This is a genomic window from Cypionkella sp. TWP1-2-1b2 (genome assembly GCF_049896245.1).
GTDB lineage: Bacteria > Pseudomonadota > Alphaproteobacteria > Rhodobacterales > Rhodobacteraceae > Cypionkella.
In genome coordinates, this window is the sequence record NZ_JAFCTX010000011.1 from 22,258 (window position 1) to 47,573 (window position 25,316).

Annotated in this window: 26 protein-coding genes; 10 read left to right on the forward strand and 16 right to left on the reverse strand. The window is 61.8% G+C overall.

Annotated elements, in window-relative coordinates:
* Positions 1-4: 4 nt before the first annotated feature.
* From ACP7AP_RS09120 to ACP7AP_RS09135, 4 genes are read left to right on the forward strand one after another with little or no spacing between them, the layout of a single operon-like run.
* Entirely contained in the window at positions 5-901 is an 897-nt protein-coding gene (locus ACP7AP_RS09120; RefSeq protein WP_426033895.1) for a carbohydrate ABC transporter permease, read from the forward strand.
* Positions 898-1,773, forward strand: coding sequence for a carbohydrate ABC transporter permease (locus tag ACP7AP_RS09125; protein WP_426033896.1), 876 nt, complete (start codon positions 898-900; stop codon positions 1,771-1,773). Before ACP7AP_RS09120 ends, ACP7AP_RS09125 begins: the two co-directional genes overlap by 4 nt.
* A gap of 23 nt (positions 1,774-1,796) precedes the next feature.
* The gene (locus ACP7AP_RS09130; RefSeq protein ID WP_426033897.1) at positions 1,797-2,768 is read left to right on the forward strand and encodes an SIS domain-containing protein; all 972 of its coding nucleotides are present in this window, start codon (positions 1,797-1,799) and stop codon (positions 2,766-2,768) included.
* A gap of 29 nt (positions 2,769-2,797) precedes the next feature.
* Positions 2,798-3,865, forward strand: coding sequence for an ABC transporter ATP-binding protein (locus ACP7AP_RS09135; RefSeq protein ID WP_426033898.1), 1,068 nt, complete (start codon positions 2,798-2,800; stop codon positions 3,863-3,865).
* Positions 3,866-3,925: 60 nt separating this feature from the next.
* Here the strand turns inward: ACP7AP_RS09135 and ACP7AP_RS09140 are convergent, their stop codons facing one another.
* Positions 3,926-5,806 carry a potassium transporter Kup gene (locus ACP7AP_RS09140; protein ID WP_426033899.1) on the reverse strand — a complete coding sequence of 627 codons (1,881 nt, stop codon included), beginning with the start codon at positions 5,804-5,806 and terminating at the stop codon, positions 3,926-3,928.
* 110 nt (positions 5,807-5,916) lie between these two features.
* On the opposite strand from ACP7AP_RS09140, the gene ACP7AP_RS09145 reads away from it, so the two are divergent.
* Together ACP7AP_RS09145 and ACP7AP_RS09150 are read left to right on the forward strand one after the other, a co-directional pair.
* Complete coding sequence (locus ACP7AP_RS09145; RefSeq protein WP_426033900.1) at positions 5,917-7,455, forward strand: sensor histidine kinase; 1,539 nt, start codon at positions 5,917-5,919, stop codon at positions 7,453-7,455.
* Entirely contained in the window at positions 7,452-8,147 is a 696-nt protein-coding gene (locus ACP7AP_RS09150; protein ID WP_426033901.1) for a response regulator, read from the forward strand. Before ACP7AP_RS09145 ends, ACP7AP_RS09150 begins: the two co-directional genes overlap by 4 nt.
* Positions 8,148-8,150: 3 nt before the next feature.
* On the opposite strand, the gene ACP7AP_RS09155 is transcribed toward ACP7AP_RS09150, so the two are convergent.
* Positions 8,151-9,293: an alpha-D-ribose 1-methylphosphonate 5-triphosphate diphosphatase gene (locus tag ACP7AP_RS09155; RefSeq protein ID WP_426034016.1), complete on the reverse strand. Its 1,143-nt coding sequence runs from the start codon at positions 9,291-9,293 to the stop codon at positions 8,151-8,153.
* A gap of 85 nt (positions 9,294-9,378) precedes the next feature.
* Between ACP7AP_RS09155 and ACP7AP_RS09160 the strand changes: the two genes are divergently transcribed.
* On the forward strand, positions 9,379-10,062 hold the full coding sequence (locus ACP7AP_RS09160; protein ID WP_426033902.1) for a DUF1045 domain-containing protein: 684 nt from the start codon (positions 9,379-9,381) through the stop codon (positions 10,060-10,062).
* Here ACP7AP_RS09160 and phnN read toward each other — a convergent pair.
* The 9 genes from phnN to phnG all read right to left on the reverse strand — a co-directional run bounded on the left by phnN (position 10,044) and on the right by phnG (position 16,532).
* Positions 10,044-10,577 carry a phosphonate metabolism protein/1,5-bisphosphokinase (PRPP-forming) PhnN gene (gene phnN, locus ACP7AP_RS09165; RefSeq protein ID WP_426033903.1) on the reverse strand — a complete coding sequence of 178 codons (534 nt, stop codon included), beginning with the start codon at positions 10,575-10,577 and terminating at the stop codon, positions 10,044-10,046. The two genes, ACP7AP_RS09160 and phnN, sit on opposite strands and share 19 nt — an antisense overlap.
* On the reverse strand, positions 10,574-11,257 hold the full coding sequence (phnL, locus tag ACP7AP_RS09170; RefSeq protein ID WP_426033904.1) for a phosphonate C-P lyase system protein PhnL: 684 nt from the start codon (positions 11,255-11,257) through the stop codon (positions 10,574-10,576). The genes phnN and phnL overlap by 4 nt, the downstream gene beginning before the upstream one ends.
* Positions 11,254-12,216, reverse strand: a complete 963-nt coding sequence (locus ACP7AP_RS09175; RefSeq protein ID WP_426033905.1) for a magnesium transporter CorA family protein — start codon at positions 12,214-12,216, stop codon at positions 11,254-11,256. The genes phnL and ACP7AP_RS09175 overlap by 4 nt, the downstream gene beginning before the upstream one ends.
* A 1-nt stretch (position 12,217) precedes the next feature.
* Complete coding sequence (gene phnK, locus ACP7AP_RS09180; protein WP_426033906.1) at positions 12,218-13,018, reverse strand: phosphonate C-P lyase system protein PhnK; 801 nt, start codon at positions 13,016-13,018, stop codon at positions 12,218-12,220.
* An 8-nt stretch (positions 13,019-13,026) separates the two neighbouring features.
* Positions 13,027-13,932, reverse strand: coding sequence for an alpha-D-ribose 1-methylphosphonate 5-phosphate C-P-lyase PhnJ (locus ACP7AP_RS09185; protein WP_426033907.1), 906 nt, complete (start codon positions 13,930-13,932; stop codon positions 13,027-13,029).
* Positions 13,929-14,252 carry an endonuclease domain-containing protein gene (locus ACP7AP_RS09190; protein WP_426033908.1) on the reverse strand — a complete coding sequence of 108 codons (324 nt, stop codon included), beginning with the start codon at positions 14,250-14,252 and terminating at the stop codon, positions 13,929-13,931. Before ACP7AP_RS09190 ends, ACP7AP_RS09185 begins: the two co-directional genes overlap by 4 nt.
* Positions 14,253-14,431: 179 nt before the next feature.
* Positions 14,432-15,514: a carbon-phosphorus lyase complex subunit PhnI gene (locus ACP7AP_RS09195; protein WP_426033909.1), complete on the reverse strand. Its 1,083-nt coding sequence runs from the start codon at positions 15,512-15,514 to the stop codon at positions 14,432-14,434.
* A complete protein-coding gene (gene phnH / locus ACP7AP_RS09200; protein ID WP_426033910.1) occupies positions 15,514-16,080 on the reverse strand; it encodes a phosphonate C-P lyase system protein PhnH in 567 nt (188 codons plus the stop codon). Before phnH ends, ACP7AP_RS09195 begins: the two co-directional genes overlap by 1 nt.
* Positions 16,077-16,532 (reverse strand): phosphonate C-P lyase system protein PhnG, encoded by a 456-nt coding sequence (gene phnG / locus ACP7AP_RS09205; RefSeq protein ID WP_426033911.1) that lies wholly within the window; start codon positions 16,530-16,532, stop codon positions 16,077-16,079. The genes phnH and phnG overlap by 4 nt, the downstream gene beginning before the upstream one ends.
* Before the next feature lie 91 nt (positions 16,533-16,623).
* Between phnG and phnF the strand changes: the two genes are divergently transcribed.
* Together phnF and ACP7AP_RS09215 are read left to right on the forward strand one after the other, a co-directional pair.
* On the forward strand, positions 16,624-17,430 hold the full coding sequence (phnF, locus tag ACP7AP_RS09210) for a phosphonate metabolism transcriptional regulator PhnF (RefSeq protein ID WP_426033912.1): 807 nt from the start codon (positions 16,624-16,626) through the stop codon (positions 17,428-17,430).
* A gap of 64 nt (positions 17,431-17,494) precedes the next feature.
* Complete coding sequence (locus tag ACP7AP_RS09215) at positions 17,495-18,676, forward strand: alpha-D-ribose 1-methylphosphonate 5-triphosphate diphosphatase (RefSeq protein WP_426033913.1); 1,182 nt, start codon at positions 17,495-17,497, stop codon at positions 18,674-18,676.
* Between the two features lie 327 nt (positions 18,677-19,003).
* Here ACP7AP_RS09215 and ACP7AP_RS09220 read toward each other — a convergent pair whose 3' ends face one another.
* From ACP7AP_RS09220 to phnC, 5 genes are all read right to left on the reverse strand, one after another.
* On the reverse strand, positions 19,004-19,621 hold the full coding sequence (locus ACP7AP_RS09220) for a chloramphenicol acetyltransferase (protein ID WP_426033914.1): 618 nt from the start codon (positions 19,619-19,621) through the stop codon (positions 19,004-19,006).
* A 314-nt stretch (positions 19,622-19,935) separates the two neighbouring features.
* The gene (gene phnE, locus ACP7AP_RS09225) at positions 19,936-21,255 is read right to left on the reverse strand and encodes a phosphonate ABC transporter, permease protein PhnE (protein ID WP_426033915.1); all 1,320 of its coding nucleotides are present in this window, start codon (positions 21,253-21,255) and stop codon (positions 19,936-19,938) included.
* A gap of 1 nt (position 21,256) precedes the next feature.
* Positions 21,257-22,135, reverse strand: a complete 879-nt coding sequence (phnE, locus tag ACP7AP_RS09230; RefSeq protein ID WP_426033916.1) for a phosphonate ABC transporter, permease protein PhnE — start codon at positions 22,133-22,135, stop codon at positions 21,257-21,259.
* A gap of 57 nt (positions 22,136-22,192) precedes the next feature.
* Positions 22,193-23,083, reverse strand: a complete 891-nt coding sequence (gene phnD, locus ACP7AP_RS09235) for a phosphonate ABC transporter substrate-binding protein (RefSeq protein ID WP_426033917.1) — start codon at positions 23,081-23,083, stop codon at positions 22,193-22,195.
* Positions 23,084-23,132: 49 nt separating this feature from the next.
* On the reverse strand, positions 23,133-23,945 hold the full coding sequence (phnC, locus tag ACP7AP_RS09240; protein WP_426033918.1) for a phosphonate ABC transporter ATP-binding protein: 813 nt from the start codon (positions 23,943-23,945) through the stop codon (positions 23,133-23,135).
* Between the two features lie 219 nt (positions 23,946-24,164).
* Between phnC and ACP7AP_RS09245 the strand changes: the two genes are divergently transcribed.
* Entirely contained in the window at positions 24,165-25,268 is a 1,104-nt protein-coding gene (locus ACP7AP_RS09245; protein ID WP_426033919.1) for an ABC transporter substrate-binding protein, read from the forward strand.
* Positions 25,269-25,316 lie beyond the last annotated feature (48 nt).

The window sequence follows — 25,316 nt, forward strand, 5'->3', positions numbered from 1 at the left end:
GGGAATGGCTTTGCTGATCAGACCCCCTCGGTTGGGAAAAGACGCGCGCCTCGGGCTGGCGTTGGCCTTGCCCGTGGCGCTGATCATGGGCGGGTTGGTGTTTTTGCCACTGCTGTCCACCCTGTTCGACAGCCTGTTCCGCATCGAGCCGATGAAACCCGGCACGCCGTTTGTCGGTCTGAAGAACTACGCCAATCTGCTGAAAGACAGCACCGTCAACGCGGCTTGGATCACCACCGCGATCTATGTGGCTTTGGCGGTGTTTATTGAGACCGTCGGCGGCCTTGCTGCGGCCCTGCTGCTGAACCGCATCAAGATCGGGCGGCGCTGGTTGCTGGCGATTGTGGTGCTGCCGTGGTGCCTGCCGCCGGTGGTCAATGCGATTATCTGGATGTGGATTTATAACCCTAGCTACGGCTTGCTGAACGGTCTGTTGCTAAGCGCCGGGATCATCGACACGCCGCAGGTCTGGTTCAACAACCGCGAGACCGGGCTGCTGTTGGTGTCTGTCGTGCATGCGTGGCGGATGATGCCGCTGACGGTGATCATTCTGCTGGCAGCACTGCAATCTATCCCGGCCGAGCTATACGAGGCGGCGCGGTTGGACGGAGCCACGCCGCTACAACGCCTGCGCAAGATCACTCTGCCACTGATCGCCCCCGGTCTGGCGATTGCGCTGTCACAATCGACAGTGTTTGCGGTGAACCTGTTTGATGAGGCGTGGATTTTGAACGGGGCCTCGCTCGATACCCGTTCGGTGATCATTCAGGTCTATGTGCTGGCGTTTCAGAACATGAAATTCTCGGGCGGGATGGCGTTGTCGGTGCTGACCATGGTGGTCTCACTCGCGGTGTCTCTGATATATGTGCTGCGGGTTTACCGTGAAACGAGGTTTGAATGAGCCGCGCTTTGAAACATCTGCCGGGGCAGATCGGGCTGTGTCTGGGCGTGGTGTTGCTGGTCTTGTGGTCGGTTGGCCCGGTGTATTGGTCGTTCGTCACCTCGATCACGCCGCCCAATGCTTTGGTATCCGATAACCTGCATTTCTGGCCGGAAACTGCGACATGGCAGCATTATGCCAAGCTGTTCGGCGCGACTTCGACCTCGCAGGGCAATGAGGTGGCTTCGGTGTGGCCACAGTTCTCGCGCGCCTTTGTCAATAGCCTGATCACCGCGCTGGCCGCCACGGCGCTGGTGGTGATCATCGCGGCTTTCGGGGCTTGGGCCTTTGTGCGGTTGGAGTTTCCTGGCCGCGATGTGCTGTTCGTGCTGGTGGTCGCGACCTTAGCGATCCCGGCCTATACAGTGATGATCCCGCTTTATCGCCTGATGATTTCGATGGGCTTGATTGATACCTACACGGGCGTCACGCTGATCTATGTCTCGGCGTTTTTGCCGTTGGCTTTGTGGCTGATGCGCTCGGTCTATCAGGCGATGCCATTGTCGCTGGAGGAAGCGGCTTGGCTGGATGGCGCGTCGAAATTGCGCGCCTTTGTGCAGATCGTGCTGCCCTTGGCGGGACCGGGGCTGGTGGCGTGTGGCATCCTGACATTCCTGTCGGCTTGGGGGCAGTTCATGGTGCCGCTGGTGTTTTCCCCGACGCTTGCGACCAAGCCGTTGACCGTGCTGATCCCCGAATTTGTCACCCGCAACTATGTCGATTACGGGTTGATGAACGCGGCGGGGATCATCGCCATCCTGCCTCCGATGCTGCTGGTGCTGTTTCTCAACCGATATCTCGTCTCGGGCCTGATGGCCGGAGCGGGGAAATAACTGACTGTAAGGAAAGAGAAATTATGACTGCTACGATCACTGAGACCGTCATCCGACGTCAGTTCCCGTATTGGACCGCCGCATTGGTTCAAGAATTGCCTGCGGTGAAGGCCACAACGGTGGTGATCATCGGCTGCGGCACCTCTTTCTATCTGGCGCAGGTGATCGCTTGCGCGTTCAACGCGAAAGGCCAAGCGGCGCTGGCGGTCCCCGGCGCGGAATGGGCGCGCAGGCCGGAATGTTATCTGGCGAACACCGAGGGCGTGCTGGTGATCGGGCTATCCCGTTCCGGCACCACATCCGAAACCGTGCAGGCGATTGAGACAAGCCGCGCGCGGGGTTGGCGGACGTTGGCGGTGTCGTGTGAGCCGGATTCCACCATCCTGCACGCAGCGGATCAGGCGTTATATCTGCCGACCGATCCGTCCGAAGGCATCGTGATGTCGGTCTCGGCCAGTCTGATGTTGCTGGCGGGTTTACGGATGGCGGGGGTTTCGCTGCAGCAGACGATCCCCATGCAAGCGGCAGCTTCTATGGCTGCCCTTGAGGCGGGGATCGTGGGCCTGCTGCACGGGCGCAGTCATTTCGTCTATCTGGGGGCTGGGCCCAATTACGGCATGGCGACCGAGGGCTGCCTCAAGTTGCAAGAGATGAGCATCTCTTACAGTCAGGCGTTTCACCCGATGGAATACCGCCACGGCCCGGTGTCTTTGATCGACGATACGTCATTGGTGGTGATGCTGTATTCGGCGGCGACTGCGACCGAGGAAGCGGCTGTGGTGGCTGAATTACAGGCCAAGGGTGCGGTGGTGATCGGCTTCAACGGGCCGGGGGATCTGCGGATTGATTTGGGCCAAGGTTTGGGGCTGTCGGATGATGCCAATGCACTGGCCTGCCTGCCCGCATTGCAGATGCTGGGAGAATTGGTGGCGCTGTCGAAGGGTATAAACTCGGAAGCGCCCCGGCATCTGAGCAAGGTTGTTGTGCTGCAATAAGCCATCCCACTCATTCAGACGAGGACGAAATGGCCGAAGTTTCCATTCGTGATGTGACGAAATCCTACGGCACGACCAAGGTGATGCATGGTGTCAGCTTTGACGTGGCGGATGGCGAGTTTGTCGCGCTGGTTGGCCCCTCGGGCTGTGGCAAATCCACCCTGTTGCGGATGATCGCCGGGTTGGAGGAGATCAGTTCTGGCACGATTTCCATCGCGGGTCGGGTGGTGAATGACGTCGAGCCAAAGCAGCGCGATATCGCGATGGTGTTCCAGAATTACGCGCTTTATCCGCATATGTCGGTGCGCGACAATATGGGGTTTTCGCTGCATCTGCGCGGGGCCAGCAAAGCGGAGATCGCGGCGGCTGTGTCGAAAGCGGCCGAAATTTTGGGCCTGACGCCTTACTTGGATCGCACGCCAAAACAGCTTTCGGGTGGGCAGCGGCAGCGCGTCGCGATGGGGCGGGCGATTGTGCGCCAGCCTGCGGTGTTTTTGTTTGACGAGCCTTTGTCGAACCTCGACGCCGCCTTGAGGGTGCAGATGCGGGCAGAAATCCGGGCTTTGCATGAACGGCTGGGGTCGACCTCGATCTTCGTGACGCATGATCAGGTCGAGGCGATGACGATGGCCGACCGCATTGCGGTGATGCGCGCCGGACGGTTAGAGCAGGCGGGGCCGCCGTTGGAATTATATGATCAGCCAGCGAACAGTTTTGTGGCGGGGTTTATCGGCTCACCGGCGATGAATTTGCTCGATGCGATGGGTGAGGGTAGCCAAGTGCGGCTGGCCTCGGGGCAGGTGTTGCCCATTCAAAGCCACGGCACGGGGGCGGTGCTGTACGGCATCCGGCCCGAGCATCTGGAGCTTTCCAGCCCGGATGCGCCGGGGGCGATTGCGGGGCAGGTGGGTATTGTCGAAAGCACCGGGACGGCGATGTTTGTCGCGATGCAAGCGGGTTGCCTTACCCTGCACGCCGTCTTCACCGATCGGCCCAATATCAAGCGCGGTGATCAGATTGGGCTTATGCCAAAACCCGGCCTTGTGCATCTGTTCGATGCCAAAACCGGGCTGCGTTTGAGCCGAAGACCGGGTTAAAGCCAGACCGGGTTAAAGCCAGACTTGGTTGAAGCCAGACCTGGTTAAGGTCAGACCTGGTTAAAGGTTGACCTGCGTGCCGATCTCAACCACCCGACCTGCGGGGATGTGGAAGTAATCTGACGCCCCTGCGGCATTGCGCGCCATGAAGATGAATATCCGGCGCTGCCAGCCTGGCAAGGTGCTTTTGCTCGACAGTTTCAGCGAGCGGCGCGACAGCAGGAACGAGGTCGACATGATGTCAAACTTCCAACCCAGCTTGCGGCACAGCATCAGGCCGTCCGGCACGTTCGGGTCCTCCATGTAGCCATAGGTCAGGCTGATGCGGCGGAAGCGGGGGGTGATTTCCTCCATCTTGACGCGGTCCTCGATGGCGACGCGTGGCACAGTGGCGGTCACAATCGTCAGGATTACATTCTGCGCATGCAGGCTTTTGAAGTGCTTCAGGCTGTGCAGCAAGGCCACCGGGGCAGTGTCTGGGCTAGAGGTCAGGTAGATCGCGGTGCCGGGGATCACCGGGATCGGCTTGGTTTCGACCTGCCGCAGAATGGTGGTCAAAGCCACCTCGGCTTCATGTTCCTTGCGCACCAGAACGGCAGTACCCTGCCGCCATGTCAGCATGACGCAGATCACTACGGCGGCCAAAGCCAGCGGCACATAGCCACCGTCAAAGACTTTTAGCAGGTTCGCGCCGAGAAAGATCAAATCGATCAACAGGAAGGGGGCAATAAGCAGGGTTGCGGCCCACAGCGGCCAGCCCCAATGTTTATTGACCACAATCAGCGCCAGCAGGGCTGTGACCACCATCGTGCCAGTGACACTGATGCCATAAGCATGAGCCAGCGCAGCAGAGTTGCCAAAGCCCACCACCAGTGCCAGCACTGCTACCAACAGCATGGCGTTGACGCTGGGCAAATAGATCTGTCCTTCTTGCGTTTCCGAGGTGTGGCGGATTTTCAGACGCGGCAGCAGACGCAGCTGGATGGCTTGGCGGGTCAGCGAGAAGGCTCCGGTGATCACGGCCTGAGACGCGATGATCGTCGCCATCGTCGCGAGCAAAACCACTGGCAGCAGCGCCCAATCGGGATACATCAGGTAGAACGGATTGTCTAAAGTCTCGGGGTGTTGCAGCACCAGAACGCCTTGGCCCAAGTAGTTCAGCGTCAACGCGGGCAACGCCACCGCGACCCATGCAAGGGTGATCGGGCGGCGGCCAAAATGACCCAAATCAGCATACAGCGCTTCGGCCCCGGTCACAGCCAGAAACACCGCGCCCAGCACGACCAACCCGATGGAGCCGTGATTGGCCAGAAAGCGTGCGGCGTGGATCGGGTTCAGCGCCGCCATGATCGCCGGATCAGTGGCGATTTGTGCCACCCCGCCCCATGCCAGCACGCCAAACCACACAAGCGTGATCGGGCCAAAGAAGCTCGCCACCGCCGCCGTACCCCGCGCTTGCACCGCAAACAAAGCCACGATGATCACCAGCGTGATCGGCAGCACATAGGCGTCAAGCTGGGTGGTGACGAGACTCAAGCCCTCGACCGCCGACAGCACTGAAATCGCAGGCGTAATTGCGGCATCGCCGTAAAACAGCGCCGCTCCGATCAGCCCAGCCATCAGCACAACCGAGGTTTGCCGCCCCATCGCGCGCTGCGCCAGCGCCAGCAGCGACAGCGTGCCGCCCTCGCCTTGGTTGTCCGCCCGCAGCAGGATCAGCACATATTTCAGCGTCACCACGATGATAAGCGCCCAGAGGATCAGCGACAACACCCCCAGCACGGTCTCGCGCCCGGTGTCGCCCGCCGCCCGCAACGCCTCGCGGAAAGCATAGAGCGGCGAGGTGCCGATGTCACCGTACACCACCCCGATGGAGCCCAGCGACAGCGCTAGAATGCCGGGATGTTTGCGGGGGTGAAGGCTAAGCTCTGTGGTGGTCACGGCATTGATCCTCAAAAAGCCACGTCTGGCCGATTGCGGGCAATCTGGGGATTGCTGCATAAGGATGCGACAGGGGGTTTGCGCCCCGGCATAAGGATTGCGTAAAGATCATGGACAGCAGGGGCCAAGCGGCTAAAACTTCGGCGATGCTGACGCCTACGCCATTGCTGCCACGACAGGAAGGCTGGGCGGCTCTGCCCAGACTGCCGCAAGTGCTGGGGGCTGTGCTGTTTCTGACGGTTGCCGCCTTGGGCACGCATCTGACACAAGACAGCTTCCCCGAACCGTCAGGGCTGTTTTTGTTCTTTGTCGCCGTGCTGTTGGCCGCTGTGCGCTTTGGCTTCTGGATCGGCATTGCCACCGCCATCGCAGCCTTCGCGCTGTTCAATTTCCTTTTCGTGGCCCCACTTTACACGCTGGCCATCGCCAAGCCCGGCGATCTTCTGGTGCTGGCGGAATTCCTCTGCGTCGCGGGCCTGACCGGCTTTTTGGCCGGACGGTTGCGCGAAGAAGCCAATGCCGCCAAATCCCGTGCTGCGGTGCTGGAAGTGCTGTCGGCCTTTGCCACCGATCTCGCCGAAGCGGATGAGCCCGTGGCCGTCGAGCAGGCTTTGGTGATCCACGCCACAGCGCTGGCGCATGGGCCTGCGCTGGTGCTGCACGACGGCAATCCTGACGCCACCGATCTGCAGGCCGCAGACCTGCAAGCGGCAGAGCGCGCGTTTCGCCGCCACATTCCGCAAGACGCCGCCGAACCGGGACAGCAGGGCGGTCGCTACACCTTCCTGCCGTTGATGCAGCAGGGGCAGGTGGTGTTGGTGCTGGGTTATCACCGCCTTGATGCGCAGCGCCCAGATCGCTTTGCCCGTGCCGCTGCCATCGAAGTGATCTGCAACCAAGCCAACCTTGCGCTGGAGCGCTTGCGCTTTGCTCAAGCTGCCGAAGATGCCCGCACCGCCGCCACGCGTGAGCAGTTGCGCGCGGCTTTGCTCACCTCACTCTCACACGATCTGCGCACACCATTGGCGACCATTCTGGGCGCAATCACCAGCCTGCGCCAGCTGGGCGCGACCCTGCCGCCCGCCGCGCGCGACGATCTGGCTTTGGCGATTGAAGAAGAAGCGCAGCGGCTGGCGAGTTACGTCGACAACCTGCTGCACATGACCCGGCTGCAAGCCGGATTGGCGCTGCATCTGATCTGGGTAGACCCTACGGATGTGATCGCGGCGGCGGTGGCGCGCGCGCATCGGGCCTTTCCGCTGGCCGAGATAACGGCTGATCTGCCTGACCTGCCGATGATCCGCGCCGAATCTGCGCTGCTGGAACAAAGCCTGTTCAACCTGATCGACAATGCGGTGAAATTCTCAACCCCGCCCGCGCGGATCGCGATCACCGCTCGCGTGCAACCGACAACCTTGACCCTGACCGTCACCGATCAAGGCCCCGGTATTCCCCCCGAAGCGCTGGCGCAAATCTTCACGCCGTTCTTCCGCGCCAATCCAAACGTGCCCGGCACCGGCCTTGGCCTGACGATCTGCCATGGCATCGCCGCAGCGCTTGGCGGCAGTCTGACCGCCGAAAGCCCGGTCGCCGATGGCCACGGCACCGCGATGCATATCTCTCTGCCGTTGCCGAAAGCCTCAGCATGAGCAATCCCCCGATCTTGCCAAAACCCCTGATTCTGATCGTCGATGACGAGCCGCAGATTCAGCGCTTTCTTGGCCACGCGCTGACAGCCTCGGGCTATGACACCTGCTTTGCGGCGACAGGGCAGGGCGCTTTGCAGGCCGTCGCCGCGCAGAAACCCGATGCGATGATCCTTGATCTCGGCCTGCCCGATCTGAACGGCAAAGCGGTGATCGAAACCCTGCGCGCCAAATCTAACCTGCCTATCATCGTGCTTTCCGCGCATGATCAAGAGATGGAAAAGATCATGGCTTTGGACCTTGGCGCCAATGATTTCGTCGCCAAGCCTTTTGGCATCGGCGAACTCCTTGCGCGCCTGCGGGCTTGTCTGCGCAAAGCCCCGCAGCCCGAGGATATTTTGCGCCAAGGCCCGCTGGTGATCGACCTGCCGGGCCATTCTGTGACCCGTGACGGCGCGCAGGTGCATCTGACGCCGACAGAATTTGATCTGCTGGTGATGCTGGCGCGCAATCCGGGCCGGGTGCTAAGCCACCGCCAGATTTTGCTGCAAATCTGGGGCCCCGCGCATGGCGAGGACGTGCCCTATCTGCGCGTCTTCATCGGCCAGTTGCGCCAGAAGATAGAGTCCAATCCCAGCGCCCCCGATCTGATCCGCACCGAACCCGGCATCGGCTATCGCTGGATGGCGGACTAGGCGTTAACCCACCCGCTGCCCCTGCACCCAAGTCCCGCGCAAAGCCGCAGCCCCTGCAACCCGCGCCACCCGGATCACATCGCCGCGCGCGCCAAGACTGATCGTGCCACGGTCCGCCAACCCCGCCGCCTGCGCCGGGGCTTGCGTCACACAACGCACCCCGCGCGCCACATCGCCCCACAGATCGCCCAGCAGCAAAGCCGCCGACAGCAGCGCTGATGGCACATAATCCGACGAGACAATATCCAGCAGATCCGCCTTGGCCAGCTTGCTTGCCGCCACATTGCCGGAATGAGAGCCGCCCCGGATCAGGTTCGGCGCCCCCATCATCACCTTGATGCCCTGCGCATGGCAGGCCTGTGCTGCCTCCACCGTCGTCGGAAACTCGGCAAAATGCGCGCCGTGCTGGGCCGAAATCGCCACCTGTTCGGCTGTGGTATCATCATGGCTGGCAAGCACCGCTCCAAAGCGCCGCGCCTCGCTGACAGCCGCCGTCTCATGCGCTTTGCCCAGCCGTGTGGAAATCGCCACCTGTTCGGCAACATGGCTTTCAAATTCGCTCTCCGACAACCCATGCTTGCTGCAGACATAGGCGCGCAACTGGGTGATATCGCGGAACTGCCGCTGGCCCGGCGTGTGATCCATCAACGACATAATACCGATGCGATCCGCCGGGCCAAACTTCGCCAGTTCGGCAATCAGGGTTTCGCTGCACACCTCTGCCCGCAGATGCAGAAAATGGCTGATCTTCAGCGCACCCTTTTCCCGCAGCCCCAAAATTTCATCAGCGAGATGCCGGGCATATTCGCCGTAATTCATCTTCTTCGACGAGGTGATCGACCCCACCCGCAGCGCGTCGAATACCGTGGTGATGCCGACACTCGCCAGTTCTGCATCATGTGCGATGATTGCGCTGGCATGCGGCCAGTTGACCTTGGGGCGCGGCTCAATATGACGTTCCAGATTGTCGGTGTGCAACTCGATCAGCCCCGGCATCAGCAGATCGCCCCTGCAATCTAAGCTACCTTGTGGGATAGCAGTGCCTTGATCTATTGCAGTAATTGCGCCGCCTTCAATGCGGATCGAGCCATGGATCACTTCATGCGGCAGAACCAGCGTGGCATTGGCAAGGATCGTCTCAGTCATCATCAGGCCTTCATTGTGCTTGTGTAAAACAGATGGCAGAAAACTGTCACAACGGTGTGACGATGGGCGGGTAAAGGCGGCGGCTATGGACCAGATGAAACGCTTCGCGATCTACTATGTGCCCGAACCGGGAGCCTTCGCCGATGCCGCAGCAAGCTGGCTCGGCTGGGATTTGACGCAGGGGGCTGCTGTGGCGCAACCCACGCCCGACCTGCCGCGCCCCTTGGTGGATATCACCGCCGAGCCGCGCAAATACGGCTTTCACGCCACCCTTAAACCGCCGTTCCGTCTGGCCGAGGGCGTCACCCCCGCCAATCTGGCGCAGGCTACGGCACGACTGGCCACCAGCCTTACCCCGCTGGAACTGCCGGGGCTTCAGATGGTCAACCTCGAAGGTTTCCTCGCGCTGACTCCGTTGGGCGATACCACCGCCCTGCAAACCTTCGCCGCCGAAGTGGTGCGCGCCCTTGACCCCTACCGCGCCGCCCTGACGCCCGCCGAAACAGCCCGCCGCCGACCCGACCGCTTGGCCCCGCGCCAGCGTGATCTGCTGGCAACCTACGGCTATCCCTATGTGATGGAACAGTTTCAGTTCCACCTGACCCTGTCCGGTCCGCTGGACGAGGCCGAAACCGCGGTCACCAAAGCCGCCGCCAATCACTTCGCGGGCCTGATCCCCGCACCATTCCAAATCCGCGACCTTTGCCTGTGCGGCGAGGACGCCATGGGCCGTTTTCACCTGCTGCACCGCTACGCCCTCAGCGCATAAAGCAGCTTTGCGATGCCCTTTTCGGGGCTGGCATCATTGCTGATCTCAATCGCCGGAATCCCTTCTGGCAAAGCATAATTCGCCCGCTGCAACCGTGCGATAATATCGGCGTGGCTCTCCCGCCCGCGCGATGCCAAACGATCCGCCAACACCGCCATCGGTGCCGAAATCTGGATCACCCGCAGCCCCGGAAAGGCCGCGAGTGCCGCAGGCAACGCGGCCCGAGAGCCATTGATCAGCACATCCCGCCCATCCTGCAACGGTCTCAACTCGGCATAAGGCACGCCGTAGCAAAGCCCATGCGCCTGCCACTGCAGCGCAAATTCTCCCGCCTGCAGTCGTGCCTGAAAAGCGCTTTCAGTTACGCCCTCAAATGGCTCACCGCCCGCCGCAGTGTCGCGCGTGATCACCCGGCGCGCCCAGTGCAGCCGAGGGTCCGCCGCCGCAGCTCCCGCCAGCAGGGTGTCCTTGCCCGCGCCGGAAGGCCCAACGACCAGAAACACCCGCCCCGTCATGCCGCAACCTTGGGCGTGAATTCACGCACGTCCACCACCCGATCACAAACCCGGTCCCGTGCGGCTTCATCATGGAAAATCCCCAAGATCGCCGCCCCGCGCGCCTTGGCTTCCTCGATCAGCTCCAACACCACCTCCCGGTTCACCGCATCAAGGCTGGCGGTTGGTTCATCGAGCAACAGCGCCGGATAGGGATGCGCAAAACCGCGCGCGATGTTCACGCGCTGCTGCTCGCCGCCCGAGAATGTGGTGGGCGACAGCCCCCACAACCGCTGTGGAATGTTCAGCCGTGCCAGAAGTTCCGCCGCCCGCGCCCGCGCTTTATCGCCCGACACGCCAAGGTTCAACAAAGGCTCGGCCACCACATCCAACGTAGGCACCCTAGGGACCACCCGCAGAAACTGGCTGACATAGCCCAGCACCTGCCGCCGCAGAGCGATGATCTGCCGGGGTTGCGCCTGCGCCACATCCAGGCCGCCCACCATAATGCTGCCCGAGGCCGCAAGGTAGTTGCCCCAGACCATCCGCATCAGCGTCGATTTGCCAGCACCCGAGGCCCCGATCAGCCCGACACATTCGCCCGGACGCACATGCAGGTTCGCCCCAGCCATCACCGGGATCACCGCAGCGCCTTGGTTGTGCAGGGTAAAACTTTTCGCCAAATCCCGAATCTCAATCATAGCCATCGCTTCCATTTGAAGAAAAGATAGGTTCCACTGGCCGAGGCCAGCATCAGGATCAGTGCCAAAGGATAGCCGTATTGCCACGCCAGTTCGGGCATCACGGCAAAGTTCATCCCATACAGACTGGCGATCAAAGTCGGCGGCATGAACAAAGCCGCCACCACCGACACGATCCGCACCGTGACGTTTTGCGACAGATTGATCATGCCAAGCGTCGCGTCCGAGGTCAGCGCCAGACGCGAGCCCAAGAAATCCGCATGCACCTCCAACGCCTGCAAATCCCGCATCAGCCCCTTCACCAAGGGGCGCAACACGTCGCCCTCGGCACGGTCCGAAAGGGTCTGACCGAAGAAGCTGACCGCGCGCTCCACCGTCAACAGACCCAGACGCACCCGACCCAGAAGGTCGCCTTCACGACCCACCTTCTCCAGCGCGCTTTGCAACGCATCCGCCTGCAAGCCATTCGCGCCGCCGCTGTAAATCCCCGATGCCACGTCATCCAAGCCGCGCCCGATGCCTTCGAGAATATCGGCCATCCTCCCGATGATTTCCTCAATCAGCCCCAGAAACAGCCGCTCTGGCCGATCACAGCCGGGGCCAACTTTGTCGGCACGGGCCGGATACGTCTCAAACGGGCGCGGCGCGTGGTGGCGCACGGTGATCAGCCGCTCCTGCGACAGGATAAAGCAGACCGGGCCAGAAATCGGCGCTTTGCTTTCTGACAGACCGGGCAAAACCACAGTCATGTGATCGGCCCCGCCTTCGCGATACAGACGGTTCGAGAGTTCAATCTCCTCCATATCCGCCAGCGTCGGCACCGGCAGACCCAAGCGCGCCACATCAGCGGCCTGATTGGATAAGGGACGATAGAGGTCGATCCACAGCGCCGCTGTCAGATCGACGGGCAGCGGCATCTGGGTCAAGCCACCAGCTTCGGGGCGATAAGCGAACAGCATTTTATACCTGCAGGACTGAGGAAACCAACAGCTGCGTATAGGAATGTTGCGGGTCATCCAACACTTGATCGGTCAGCCCCTGTTCCACCACATGCCCGCCCTTCATCACCATCAGCCGATCCGCCAGCAGCCGCACCACCGCCAGATCGTGGGTAACGATGATCGCCGACAGCCCCATCTCGCGCACCAAACCGCGCAGAAGGTCCAACAACCGCGCCTGCACTGAGACATCAAGCCCTCCCGTGGGCTCATCCATGAACACCAGACGCGGCCCGGTCACAAGATTGCGGGCGATTTGCAGGCGTTGCTGCATACCGCCCGAAAACGCGCGCGGGCGGTCGTCAATGCGGTCAGCGGCAATCTCCACCCTGCCCAGCCAATCCACCGCCGTTGCCCGAATATCACCGTAATGCCGCGCGCCGACGGCCATCAGTCGCTCACCCACGTTGCCACCTGCCGAAACCCCCATCCGCAAGCCATCGCGCGGGTTTTGATGCACAAACGCCCAATCGGTGCGCGCCATCTTCCGGCGTTCTGCCTCGGCCATCATCACAGTATCGCGCGGGCCTTGGGCTGTCTCAAAGATCACCTGTCCGGTATCCGGTGTCAGATGCCCCGCCAGACAGGACAAAAGCGTGGATTTCCCCGAGCCACTTTCGCCCACGATCCCAAGCACTTCACCGGGAAACAGATCAAACGACACATCCGCACAGCCAATCCGGCTGCCATAATTCTTGCTCAACCCCTGAACCGAGAGCAACGGCTTATCGCCATTCACCTTGGCCCAAATATCCAAATCCATCGCGCCCATCACGCACTGCCTTTCAGAACTGGCACACCCAAGGCTCCCAAATGCCCGGCTTCGCGCCGGGTGCGGCAAAAATCTGTGTCCGAGCAGACAAACATCCGCCCGCCCTGATCATCAGTGATCACCTCATCTAGATAGCTCTCGCCCGCGTCGCACAGATCGCAGTCATGCGGGGCTTTGCTGGCCTCAAACGGGTGGTCGTCGAAATCAAGGCTGACCACATGCGTAAACGGTGGCAGCACATAAATCCGCTGCTCGCGCCCCGCGCCAAACAGTTGCAGCGCTGGCGAGTTCGACAGTTTCGGATTGTCGAATTTCGGGATCGGCGACGGGTCCATCACATAGCGGCCCTCGACCTTCACCGGATAGGCATAGGAGGTGGCAATGGTGCCGTGGCGCGCGATGTCTTCATACAGCTTGACATGGATCAGTCCGTATTCGTCCAGCTCATGCATCTTGCGCGTCTCGGTCTCGCGCGGTTCCAGAAACCGCAAAGGCTCGGGGATTGGCACCTGATAGACCAGAATTTGCCCTGTGGTCAGCGCCGCTTCCGGGATGCGGTGGCGGGTCTGGATCAGTGTCGCCTCTGCTGTCGCTTCCGTCACCGCCACCCCCGCCGTGCGCTGGAAGAACTTGCGGATCGACACCGCATTGGTGGTGTCATCGGCGCCTTGGTCGATCACCTTCAGCGTATCATCCGGCGTCAGGCAAGCCGCCGTCACCTGCACGCCCCCCGTGCCCCAACCGTAAGGCATTGGCATCTCGCGGCTGGCGAACGGCACCTGATAGCCCGGAACCGCCACGCCTTTCAGGATGGCACGCCGGATCATCCGCTTGGTCTGCTCGTCGAGATAGGCGAAGTTGTAGGCGTCCGCCTCGACGGGCGCGGCGGTGCGATGCATCGTCATCGGGCAAGCTCCTCAGCCAGATGCTGCAAACAGCCCGGCAGGTTGGTCAGAATGTCATGTGGATCAAGCCGCAGCACGCGGCAGCCGAAGCGGGTCAACCATGCGGCGCGATCGGGGTTTGGATCGCCAAAAACCTCCAGCACAACGCTGCGTTCGGCACAGTAGAAATCGACGATATAGGGGCCGAGCGGGGCCAGACGCCGAAACTTCAAACCCATAAAGCGGCGATCCCGCAGGGCAGACCACAGCGCATGCTCGGCGGGTGATAGGTTCTGGCGCAGCACGCGCGCCTCTGCGGTCTGAATTTGGTTTTGGCGCATTTGTCCCCTCACCCTAACCCTCTCCCCAAGCGGGAGAGGGGATTCTGGATGCCGCAGAGCATCGCTGAAACAGGGTAAGGATTTGGTTAACATCAGCATGATCCTCGCGACGCTGGTACGACGACGCTGTTCCCTCTCCCCGCTTGGGAGAGGGTTAGGGTGAGGGAGCATCAGCGCCATCATTCCGCCGCCTCCCGGCTGGCAAAGACCTCGGCGCGCAATCGCCGTACTAATTCCATCTCTGACTGGAAATCAACGTAATGCGGCAGTTTGATATGCTCAAGAAATCCGGTCGCCTGCACGTTATCGGCGTGCATCAGCACGAATTCTTCGTCCTGCGCCGGAGCACCGGTGTAGTCCTCGCCCAGTTCGGCCCAGCGCAACGAGCGATCCACCAAAGACATCGCAATCGCCTTGCGCTCGGTCTGGCCAAATACCAGACCGTAGCCGCGCGTGAACTGCGGCGGCTCGGTCTTGCTGCCCTTGAACTGGTTCACCGTCTCGCATTCGGTCAACTCAATCTCGCCGATCTCCACGGCAAATCCCAATTCTGGGATCTCCAGTTCCACCGCCACAGCACCTATCCGCAACTCGCCGACAAAAGCATGGGTGCGGCCATAGCCGCGCTGGGTCGAATAGGCCATCGACAGGATAAAGCCCTCATCGCCCCGCGTGATCGCCTGCAAGCGCAGCGCGCGCGAGGCGGGCAATTCCATCGGCTCGCGCGTTAAATCTGCAGGCACATCGTCGCCCATAGGTTCTGGCTCGATCATACCGTCACGGTCGAGCATCGCCATCACATGCGGCACTGGCTCCATTGCTGTTGGAGCGGTTGCCGCCTGCGCAACCTCGCCCTCCGCCGCCAGTTTGAAATCCAGCAGACGGTGGGTGTAGTCAAAGGTCGGCCCTAAAACCTGCCCCCCCGGCAAATCCTTGAACGTCGCCGAAATCCGCCGAATGACCGCCATCTCAGCGGTATCCACCGGGCAAGACGCACCCAACCGGGGCAGGGTGGTGCGATACGCCCGGATCAGGAAAATCGCCTCAATCAGATCACCGCGCGATTGCTTGATCGCCAAAGCGGCAAGGTCTGGATCATACAACGAGCCCTCCGCCATCACACGGTTCACTGCCAGCGACAACTGCTCGCGAATTTGCGCCACCGACAATTCTGCCACGCCCAGATCGCCCCGGCGTTCCTCGGCCAGCCACGCATGGGCATTGTCAATCGCGCGCTCGCCGCCCTTTACCGCCACATACATCAGTGAGCCTCCACATGGGTTGACCGGGGCAGGGCGGCCACATGGTCGCCACAGGTGAAGAAGCAGTCAAAGCCCAGTGGAAACAGCGCCCGGTTGGCCTGAAACGCGGCAACCTCGGGCAGCGAAAGATAAGCCACATCGGCAATCCCCGGCCCGCGCAGCGCAGCCCCTTTGGCCTCCAATGCAGGCACTTCAACGATCAACGTCACCGAGCGGTCCGGGTAATCCGGCAGCCCGATGGCAAAGCGGCCTAAGGGCTGCAACGCCGCCCAATCGCCCAAAGCGAACACCGCATTCTCAACCGAAACCAGCGGCGCACCAGAGTGAAAGGTGATCCAATCACGCACCGTCGCGCAGTCATACGCGCCGCCCAGATGCAGCGGAGTCGTGCCATCGCAGAGCGTCAGCACCAGCACCCCCGCCGCCACCGACAGCGGCGCAGGCGGCAGAGCTCCGCTCAATTCCCGGATCTCACCCGGCTGCGACAGCACCGTCAGCGCCGCACGAAACGCATGCGACGATTGCACCGGAGCCTCAGCAAACCCGCCCAACAACGCATCGTTCATTGGTCTTCCCCCCGCACCAAAGTGAAAAACTCCACCTTCGTCGCGGCCGCCTTCGCGGCCCGGCTCGCCCGCCGCGCAACTTCTTCCGCCTGCAACGGCCCCAGCACAGCCGCCCGCACAGCCTCTGCCTGATCGGTCTGCATCAACGCATCGACCACCGCCGCGCGCAGAGCATGGCTCTTGTCGCGGCCCTGCACATGGGCATGGCCGACAGCTCCAGACCCCAGCCGCAGCGCACAGCGCGTCACCGTCATCTCGCCCAAATTGAACGGCTGCCCGGTGCCGCCAATCCGGCCCCGCACCATCACCGCCCCGATTTCCGGCGCGCGCAGCAGATCATGCGGCGGAATTTCCGGGACCAAATCTGCCAGCCGCGCGGGCTTGGCGCGGGCCAACAGGCCAATCCAGTTTTTGCGGGCGGTCACTGCCGCTTCAGGGCTCTCATGCGTCATCTTGATCCCGACATCTTGCGAAGTTGTCTATCATACTATACAACTAGACAAATCATAACCCGGGAGCCTGCGAAATGCATGTGAAGTTTTGGTGACAAAGCCAACAATCTGGCGTTCCATCGCCGAGACCCTCACCGGAGAGATCACTGCGGGCCACTACAGCCCCGGTGACAAACTGCCGACCGAAGCCGCTCTGTCTGCCCGCTTCGGCGTCAATCGCCACACCGTTCGTCAGGCTTTGGCCCGCTTGGCCGAGGCAGGCGCTGTGCATGCCCGCCGGGGTGCGGGCGTCTTCGTCACCGCCAGCCCCACCGACTACGCCCTCAGCCGCCGGGTGCGGTTCCATCGAAATGTGCTGGCCACAGGTCGTACGCCCTCCCGGCAGATCCTGCGGCAAGAAACCCGCACGGCGGACCCCGGTGAGGCCGCAGCCCTACACCTACCCGCAGGCGCTTTGGTGCAGGTGGTCGAGGGCCTCTCGCTCGCCGATGGCACCCCCTTGGCGATGTTCCGCTCGATCTTCCCCGCGGCCCGCTTCCCCAATCTGCTAGAGGCGATGACCCGCCACGGATCGGTCACCGCCGCCTTGGCAGAGGCGGGCATCACCGATTACACCCGCGCGGAAACCCGCATCACCGCGATTGCCGCCGATACCCTGCTGGCGCTGCACCTGCGGCTGCCGCAAGCAGCTCCCCTGCTGCGTTCGGTCGCCGTCAACGTCGATGCCGCAGGCCAACCCATCGAGTTTGGCACCACATGGTTCGCAGGCGACCGCGTGACCCTAACCGTCTCACCAGAAGCCGCAGATACGGGGGAAGCAGATGCGGGGGAAGCAGATATGGGGGAAGCAGATATGGGGGAAGCAGATATGGGGGAAACTGTGGATAAACTGTCATAACCTCGTTGCTTGGCACTGTTATTCCGGCCAACAATCCCAGTTGCCCCCGTCCCCGGAGCCCGAAATGCCGCTGCCCTTGCCCCCCCTGCGACTGACTGGCGCGCATATTCTGCGCGACGGCGTGATGCAGCAGCGCTCCATCGGGCTGGCAGATGGCAAGATCACCCGTGGCCCTTTGCCCGAGGTGGACCTCACGGGTTTTCTGATCCTGCCCGGCATCATTGACCTGCATGGCGACGGGTTCGAGCGCCATATGGCCCCGCGCCCTTCGGCGCCGTTTCCGCTTGCCGCTGGCCTCGCGTCCTTTGACCGCGAGGCCGCAGCACACGGCGTCACCACCGCTTATCTCGCGCAGGGCTGGAGCTGGGAAGGTGGTCATCGCGGTCCCGACCATGCCGAGGCGCTGATGGTGGCGCTGGACAGCTATCGCGCGCAATCCTTGACCGATCTGCGGCTGCAAATCCGTGCCGAGACCCATCTGGTCAGTGAAACCACCCGCCTGATCGCCGCCGTCAAACGCCACCGGATCGGCTATGTGGTGTTCAACGATCATCTGTCCGAAGGCCTGCACATGGCCCGCATCGCCCCAACCGATTTCGCCGCTTGGGCGCGCAAGGTTGGCAAAACTGCCGAGGAACTCGCCGATGCCATCGAATACGCCGCCGCCCGCGCCAAAGAGGTGCCGCGCAGTCTGTGTACTTTGGCGGAAGCCTTTGATGCCTTGGGCGTGCTTTACGGCAGCCATGATGATCCGGATGGTGAGACGCGAGAATTTTACTCGATGATCGGCGCGAAGATCGCCGAGTTCCCGCTGACCCGTCGCGCGGCTTCGGCGGCGCATGCGATGATGAGCCCGGTGATCATGGGTGCGCCAAACGTGGTGCGGGGCCGTTCGCAGGCTGGGAATGTCTCGGCCCTCGCGTTGGTGTCGGATGGGCTTTGTGATGTATTGGTCTCGGACTATCACATCCCCGCACTGCCCTTGGCGGTCTGGGGGCTGGTTGATCGCGGTGTGATGGGGTTGGCGCAGGCGTGGGCGCTGGTGTCGTCGCGCCCGGCCGAGATCATGCGGCTGGTCGATAGGGGTCGGCTGGAGCCGGGCTTGCGCGCCGATATGGTCATCGTGAACGCTGAAACGCGCGGGATTGAGGCCACGATTTCGGCGGGGCGCTTAAGCTATCTGGCAGGCGAGGCTGCGCGGCGGTTTGTCAGCCAGCCCGAGGCTTTGCGGCTGGCAGCGGAGTAAGGTTCGGCGCGGCTTTGCGGGGAAACGCTTTCCCCGCTGGGAATGGCTTGTGATTTTTCTACGGTTTGGCGGTTTTTTCACAACATGTTGTGGTGTTGCCGCGTGCGGTGCGGTGATGGAATCTTAACATTTCATCCTAGAGCGCAAGCTGGCCCGCTGATTGCGCGGCATCACATGACTTGAACCCGAATCGGGGGCCGTCCGCAGCGGCATCGAGCCGCTTTGGCCAGCGCTGCCGTCGCGTGCTGGGCGGTCGGTTGTAACTTTGCCGTGGTAACGCCGCAGGAGGGGGCTCGATGCCCCCGAGGGCGGCACCTTTGGTTGCGATCAGCCGTGGTATTTTTCGAGAAAAGCTTCAACCGGCAGATTGCGGAAATCGGGCAGGGCGGTGTGGAGCAGATCGTGGCTCCAATCCCACCAAGCGAGAGCCTGCAGGCGCTCGGTTATTGCTGCGGGAAAGCGAGGGCGCAGCGGGGTGGCGGGGAGGCCGGCCATGATCATGTAGGGGGCGACGTCTTTGGTCACCACCGCGCCGCTGGCAACGACCGCCCCTGCGCCGATCGTGATGTCGGGTTTGATGATGGCAGCGTGGCCGATCCAAGTATCGGGTCCGATCACAGTGCGGCGGGCGTGGCGGGCCAGGAAGAAGGCTTCATCATCGGTCGCATCGTCCCAATAGGCGCTGCTGCGGTAGAGGAAATGGTGCAGGCTGGCGTTTTGCATCGGGTGGTCGGTGGGGCCGATCCTTGTCATCGCGGCGATGTTGGCGAACTTGCCGACAGTGGTGTTGGTGATGTCGCAGAATTGGTCGCAATAGGCATAGTCTTGGAAGGTCGTATTCAGGATGCGGCTGAAGCGGCCGATCTCGCAATAGGCCCCGAAATGGGCGTTCTTGATCTGGCAGTCGGGGTGGATCAGCGGAATGTCGGCGCAGAGTTTGGTCATTTTAGGCTTTCTTGTCCACGCGTGGACGGGGTTGAGGGCTGTATCGTTTCAATGGGTTAGGCGGGGGCGTTTAGCCTCTGTTAACAGTTTGACCGTAACGCAGGTGCCGTCCGCAGCGGCATCGAGCCGCTTTGGACGGCGCTGCCGGGGAAAGAATGCACGCGCGGTTTGACCTTTCCAGCGGCAGCAGCCGCAGGAGGGGGCTCGATGCCCCCGAGGGCGGCTTCTGGTTATGGGGCGGTTTGGCGGAGAGCGAGGTGCCTCCGGCGGGAGTATTTTGAAAAGAGCAATTCGACTGGGGCGCGGCTTTTGCTTTACCGCCCGATCAGTTTGCGGCGCAGCCAGCCCGAGAAGCTGTCCATTGCCATCACCATCAGCACGATCAGGATCATGTAATAGGCGACATCCTCCCAATCTTTCTGGGTGATGATGGCTTGGGTCAACAGCAAGCCGATGCCGCCGCCGACGATGGCACCGATTACCGTGGCAGAGCGGGTGTTGGATTCGAGGTAATACAGCACTTGGCTGAGCAGGATCGGCGCGATTTGCGGCAGCACGCCGAAACGGGCGCGTTGGAGTGGGCCTGCGCCGGTGGAGCGGATGCCTTCGACTTGTTTTTCGTCGATGTTCTCCAACGCCTCGGAGAAGGTTTTCCCGAACGTGCCGCTGTCGGTAAGCAAGATCGCCAAGGCGCCGGTCATCGGGCCGGGGCCAAAGGCGCGGCTTAAGATGATCGTCCAGATCAGGCCGTCGACGCCGCGCACGAAGTCGAACAGGCGGCGGAACGCGAAGCGCACGGTGCGGAATGGGGTGAAGTTACTGGCTGCGAGGAAGGCGAGGGGAAGGGCGATCAGCGCGGCCCCCATGGTGCCGAGGAAGGCCATCAGCACGGTTTCAAACAGCGCCCAAGCCACATCGCCGTGGTGCCATTGTTTGTTGTGCCAGAATTCGGACGCCATGTAAGCCGCGTTGCTGCGGGCGGGGTCGATGCGGTCGCCTGCCAGCATCGCGGTCAGCTGGCCGTAAGATTTGCCGTAGAACGGGCTGTCGAGGGTGAAGAAGAACAAGGCCCAGCCGGGTTGGTATTTGAAGGTTTCCACTTTGGAGCGGGAATAGGCGAAGCGGCCTTGCGGGGTGGTGACGGAGATGCGGGTGTCGCTGACGTTGATCCAATCCGGGATCGGTTCTGGTGCGGTGAGTTTCAGCTTGCCGCCTTCGGGTTGTATGTCGATCACGCCGTAGCCGGGGACATTGTAGCGCGCGCCTTTGGCGTCGTAGGTGACGATGTTGCCTTTGCCGAGGTCGATGGTGGTGGTGTCGCCTTGGGTTTGCACCCATGCGGGGTATTGGCTGGGGGCGTAGGTGGCTTTCGCCTCGCCTTCAATCGAGACGGTGGTTTTGTCGGTGCGGTTGTCGCGGGTGACATGGGTTTTGTAGGCGACGAAATCGGACAGCAGGATCTTGGCATTGTCCGTCCTTGCGCGGGCGGCGAGGCCGGGGATGTCGAAGCTGATGAACAGGTAGATCAGGTACAGCAGGATCAGCAGCGGGATCGCGAAGACGGTGAGGCGGCGGGTTTTGAACTGGCGCTGCACGGTGGCGTAGGTGGTGCCGAATTGGGTTGCGTCGGTCATGTTACTGCCCCTTTACCAAACGGTTGCGGGCGTAGCCGGAGAGTTGATCGAACAGCACGATGGCGCAGAACAGCAAAGCGAAGATGGCTACGACTTCATCGTATTTGCCGCCGCCCCATTGCATCGCCAGTTTCAGATCATAGCCAATGCCGCCTGAGCCGACGAAGCCAAGGATGGCGGAGGCGCGGATGTTGATCTCAAACCGCAGCAGCGCGTAGCTGAGCCAGTTCGGGGCGACTTGTGGTAGGATGCCGAGCCAGATTTGCTGGCTCCATGAGGCTCCGGTCGAGGCGAGGCCTTCGACGGGTTTCAGGTCGGCGTTTTCGGCGGATTCCGAGAACAGCTTGCCCAAAGCGCCCGCGGTGTGGAAGGCGATGGCGAGCACGGCGGGCACCGGGCCACCGCCCAAGATGAAGATCAGGATCAGCGCGATGACGATCTCGGGGATGGCGCGCATGATGTCGGCGGTGCGGCGGAACAGCGGGGTGAGGGCGGGGAAGCGGGCGAGGTGGCGGGTGGAGCCGAGGGCGAGAAACGCGCCAAATGCGCCGCCCAGCAGGGTGGCGGCTGCGGCGATGTTGAGAGTTTCGATCAGCGAGGGCAGGTGTTCCCACAGCAGCGCCGGAAGATTGGCGCGGTTTGTCCACGCTTCCGACAGCACTTCGGCGGGGAAAGCACCGACTTGGTGCAGGCCGGACAGGAAATCGCCTGCGTTGCGGTCTTGGGCGGTTTTGAAGCCGGATGCCATCAAGGCGACGAACAGAATCAGCAGGATGAACCCGTAAAGCCGCTTGCGGCGGGTCTGGTGGATATAGGCCTCGGTGGGGTTGTTCAGGTCGGGACGCTTGCCCGGCTCTGGCCCGAAGGTGATGTCAACCATGCGGCCTCCAAATGAAAAACCGGGCTTGCTTGCGCAAGCCCGGTGCTCGTGCTGAAATTACTTGCCAGAAAGTTTGCGGGCCTCTACTATGCCAAGATACATGTCGTGGGTGGCGGGCACGAAGTCTTTCGCCTCCCCCGCAGCAACGCCATAAGCGCATTTCGCGTCGGTTTCCCAAAGGTCAGCGGTCAGTTTGGTGACTTTGTCTTTCACATCCGCCGGAAGTGCAGCGCGCACCACCATCGGGCCTTCGGGGATCATCTTGGAGCGCCAGATTTCGACCAGGTTGTTCATGTCAACAAGGCCTGCATCGGCGGCTTTGCGGAACGCGCCCGAAGCGTAGCCGTCTTCCCAGTTACCGACGCCATCGGCCCAGGACACGCCCGCATCGAAATCGCCATTGGCGACGCCGACGATGGTTTGCTCATGGCCACCCGAGAACTTCACTTCGCTGAAGAATTTATCCAGCGGGCCGTAGGTGGCGATCATCTCAGCCGCAGGGACGAGATAGCCTGAGGTCGAGTTCGGCTCGCCGAACGCGAATTTCTTGCCCTTGGCGTCTTCAATCGAGGTGATGCCAGAGTCTTTGCGGGCGAAAGCGATGGAATAATAGCCGGTGGAGTCGTTCAGGTTCAGCTTGGTCAGCTCGACATCTACGGCTTTCGGGTCGGTCAGGTAAATCTTGGCATAGGCAGAAGCGCCGAGCCAGGCCATGTCGAGGGTGCCGCCCAGCAGGCCCTGGATCACGCCATCGTAGTCAGCCGGGGTGAAGACTTTGACCGGAACACCCAGCTCTTTTTCAATCGCGGCACGGTAACATTCGTTCGAGGTCATACGGTCTTGGGCGTTCTCACCACCCAGGATACCGATGTTGAATTCTTTCAACTCTTGCGCATGGGCAGAGGTGATGCAGGTGGTGGCAGCCAGAACGGCGAGCAGCTTTTTCATGGTCGTCTCCAGATGGGGCCCGTTTGGGCCGGGTAAACTTTGGTGAGGGTCAGGCCAGCATCGCATCGGCATAGGCAGCATCGCGCGGCCCGGTGATGGAGGTCGATGTGGCGGATTCGTTGAAGCTGGCGTCGGCGCCGTAGATGTCGCGCGCGACTCCGGTGGTCAGTTGATCGGGGGTGCCGTCAAACACGACGCGGCCATCGCGCATGCCGATGACGCGGTCACAGTAGCGCCGCGCGGTATCAAGCGTGTGCAGATTGGCGATCACCATGCGGCCGTCTTCTTCGTGGATGCGGCGCAGGGCGTCCATCACCACTTGCGCGTTCATCGGATCAAGGCTGGCGATGGGTTCATCGGCGAGGATGACTTTGGGGTCCTGCATCAGCGCCCGGGCGATGGCGACACGTTGTTGCTGGCCGCCCGACAGGGCCTCGGCGCGTTTGGGGGCTTGTTCGGCTATCCCGAGCCGTTCCAGAATCTGCATCGCACGGGTGATGTCGGCGTCAGACCACAGGTTGAACATGGTGGCGAAGGTGGAGCGTTGGTTCAGCAACCCGTGCAGCACATTGGAGACCACATCCATGCGGGGGACGAGGTTGAATTGCTGGAAAATCATCGCGCATTGGCCCTGCCATGCGCGCTTTTCGGCTCCGTTCAGGGTTAACACATTGCGACCTTCAAAGATGATCTCGCCCGATGAGGCATCGGTCAGACGGTTCATCATGCGCAGCAGGGTGGATTTGCCCGCCCCCGAACGCCCGATCACGCCGACGAAAGCCGAGCGGTCGATTTGAAAGCTGACGTTATCCACGGCGGCTTTGTGGCCGAACAGGCGTGTGACGTTTTCGACCTTCAGCATCGCGACCCCCTTTTGACTGAGGGGCTGATACGCCGGATTCGTGACGGTTGGTTATCGGGGATGTGACGGCTGGGTAACAAAGATTGCTCTGGGCCAAGCCTATGCTGTGACATAGAAACTTCATCACTCCGTTACCTGACCGTCATGCGAGGCTCCTAGATCACCGTTTTAGCAACCGTCCGGGCAAACCTCGGCGGTACGGCTTAACAGGAGACTTCCATGACCGTTTTCAAAACCCTGACCTCGGGCGTCAGCCTGATGGCGATGCTGGTGGCTGGTGCTGCCTCGGCGCAAAGCTTGGACGAAATCACTGCTGCGGCGAAGAAAGAGGGTGCGCTGACCACCATCGCTTTGCCGCATGACTGGTGCGGCTATGGTGCCGTGATTGAGGGCTTCAAAAAGAAATACCCCGAGATCGCCGTTAACGAATTGAACCCGGATGGGTCTTCGGCGGATGAGCTGGAAGCCGTGCGTGCCAACAAAGGCAACACCGGCCCGCAAGCACCTGACGTTCTGGACGTTGGCCTGTCGTTTGGCCCCGCTGCCAAAGAAGAAGGTCTGATCCAGCCGTATAAGGTCAGCACCTGGGACAGCATCCCGGACAGCGCCAAGGATGCCGATGGCTTCTGGTATGGCGACTATTACGGCGTGATGGCGTTCATCGTGAACACCGATATGGTCAAGAACGTGCCCGCCGATTGGGCTGATCTGATGAAGCCGGAATATGCGGGGGCCTTCGCGCTGACCGGCGATCCGCGCTCGGGCAACCAAGGCCTGATGTCGGTGATGTCGGCTGGCATGGCGATGGGCGGGGCTCCGGGCGCTGACTCGGCTGCCAAAGGGCTGGAGTTCATGGGGGCTTTGAACAAGGCTGGCAATTTCGTGCCGGTCGCGGGCAAAACCGGCACCATCGCGCAAGGGGCTACCCCGATTGTCGCGGCTTGGGATTACAACGCTTTGGCTTGGCGCGACACGCTGGCTGGCAACCCGAAAGCCGAAGTGATCATCCCGGCTTCGGGCACGTTGGCTGGCGTCTATGTGCAGGCGATTTCGGCTTATGCACCGCATCCGAACGCTGCCAAGCTGTGGATGGAATACTTGTACTCGGACGAAGGTCAGCTTGGTTGGCTGAACGGCTATTGCCACCCGATCCGCTTCAACGATCTGGCCAAGCGCGACGTGATCCCGGCGGATATGCTGGCGAAACTGCCGCCAGCCGCCGCCTATGAAAAGGCCGTGTTCCCGACGCTGGAGGAGCAGGCTGCGCATAAAGAGGCTGTGACGGCTGGTTGGGATGCAACCGTCGGCGTCAAGGTCGAGTAAACCCTTAACCCGCCCCTTGCCTTTGGCTTGGGGGCGGGTTTCCTTTTA

Bases quoted from the DNA above. Each gene is read 5' to 3' on its own strand.
- ACP7AP_RS09130 (WP_426033897.1), top strand. From the start codon at position 1,797: ATGACTGCTACGATCACTGAGACCGTCATCCGACGTCAGTTCCCGTAT.
- phnL (WP_426033904.1), bottom strand. From the start codon at position 11,257: ATGATTGAGATTCGGGATTTGGCGAAAAGTTTTACCCTGCACAACCAA.
- ACP7AP_RS09135 (WP_426033898.1), top strand. From the start codon at position 2,798: ATGGCCGAAGTTTCCATTCGTGATGTGACGAAATCCTACGGCACGACC.
- ACP7AP_RS09245 (WP_426033919.1), top strand. From the start codon at position 24,165: ATGACCGTTTTCAAAACCCTGACCTCGGGCGTCAGCCTGATGGCGATG.
- ACP7AP_RS09195 (WP_426033909.1), bottom strand. From the start codon at position 15,514: ATGTATGTGGCGGTAAAGGGCGGCGAGCGCGCGATTGACAATGCCCAT.
- ACP7AP_RS09150 (WP_426033901.1), top strand. From the start codon at position 7,452: ATGAGCAATCCCCCGATCTTGCCAAAACCCCTGATTCTGATCGTCGAT.
- ACP7AP_RS09125 (WP_426033896.1), top strand. From the start codon at position 898: ATGAGCCGCGCTTTGAAACATCTGCCGGGGCAGATCGGGCTGTGTCTG.
- phnG (WP_426033911.1), bottom strand. From the start codon at position 16,532: ATGACGCATGAGAGCCCTGAAGCGGCAGTGACCGCCCGCAAAAACTGG.
- phnD (WP_426033917.1), bottom strand. From the start codon at position 23,083: ATGAAAAAGCTGCTCGCCGTTCTGGCTGCCACCACCTGCATCACCTCT.
- ACP7AP_RS09160 (WP_426033902.1), top strand. From the start codon at position 9,379: ATGGACCAGATGAAACGCTTCGCGATCTACTATGTGCCCGAACCGGGA.
- phnN (WP_426033903.1), bottom strand. From the start codon at position 10,577: ATGACGGGGCGGGTGTTTCTGGTCGTTGGGCCTTCCGGCGCGGGCAAG.
- phnE (WP_426033916.1), bottom strand. From the start codon at position 22,135: ATGGTTGACATCACCTTCGGGCCAGAGCCGGGCAAGCGTCCCGACCTG.
- ACP7AP_RS09190 (WP_426033908.1), bottom strand. From the start codon at position 14,252: ATGCGCCAAAACCAAATTCAGACCGCAGAGGCGCGCGTGCTGCGCCAG.
- ACP7AP_RS09145 (WP_426033900.1), top strand. From the start codon at position 5,917: ATGGACAGCAGGGGCCAAGCGGCTAAAACTTCGGCGATGCTGACGCCT.
- phnH (WP_426033910.1), bottom strand. From the start codon at position 16,080: ATGAACGATGCGTTGTTGGGCGGGTTTGCTGAGGCTCCGGTGCAATCG.
- phnC (WP_426033918.1), bottom strand. From the start codon at position 23,945: ATGCTGAAGGTCGAAAACGTCACACGCCTGTTCGGCCACAAAGCCGCC.
- ACP7AP_RS09220 (WP_426033914.1), bottom strand. From the start codon at position 19,621: ATGACCAAACTCTGCGCCGACATTCCGCTGATCCACCCCGACTGCCAG.
- ACP7AP_RS09215 (WP_426033913.1), top strand. From the start codon at position 17,495: ATGCCGCTGCCCTTGCCCCCCCTGCGACTGACTGGCGCGCATATTCTG.
- ACP7AP_RS09185 (WP_426033907.1), bottom strand. From the start codon at position 13,932: ATGACGATGCATCGCACCGCCGCGCCCGTCGAGGCGGACGCCTACAAC.
- ACP7AP_RS09120 (WP_426033895.1), top strand. From the start codon at position 5: ATGGCTTTGCTGATCAGACCCCCTCGGTTGGGAAAAGACGCGCGCCTC.
- ACP7AP_RS09175 (WP_426033905.1), bottom strand. From the start codon at position 12,216: ATGCTGTTCGCTTATCGCCCCGAAGCTGGTGGCTTGACCCAGATGCCG.
- phnE (WP_426033915.1), bottom strand. From the start codon at position 21,255: ATGACCGACGCAACCCAATTCGGCACCACCTACGCCACCGTGCAGCGC.
- phnK (WP_426033906.1), bottom strand. From the start codon at position 13,018: ATGGATTTGGATATTTGGGCCAAGGTGAATGGCGATAAGCCGTTGCTC.
- ACP7AP_RS09155 (WP_426034016.1), bottom strand. From the start codon at position 9,293: ATGACTGAGACGATCCTTGCCAATGCCACGCTGGTTCTGCCGCATGAA.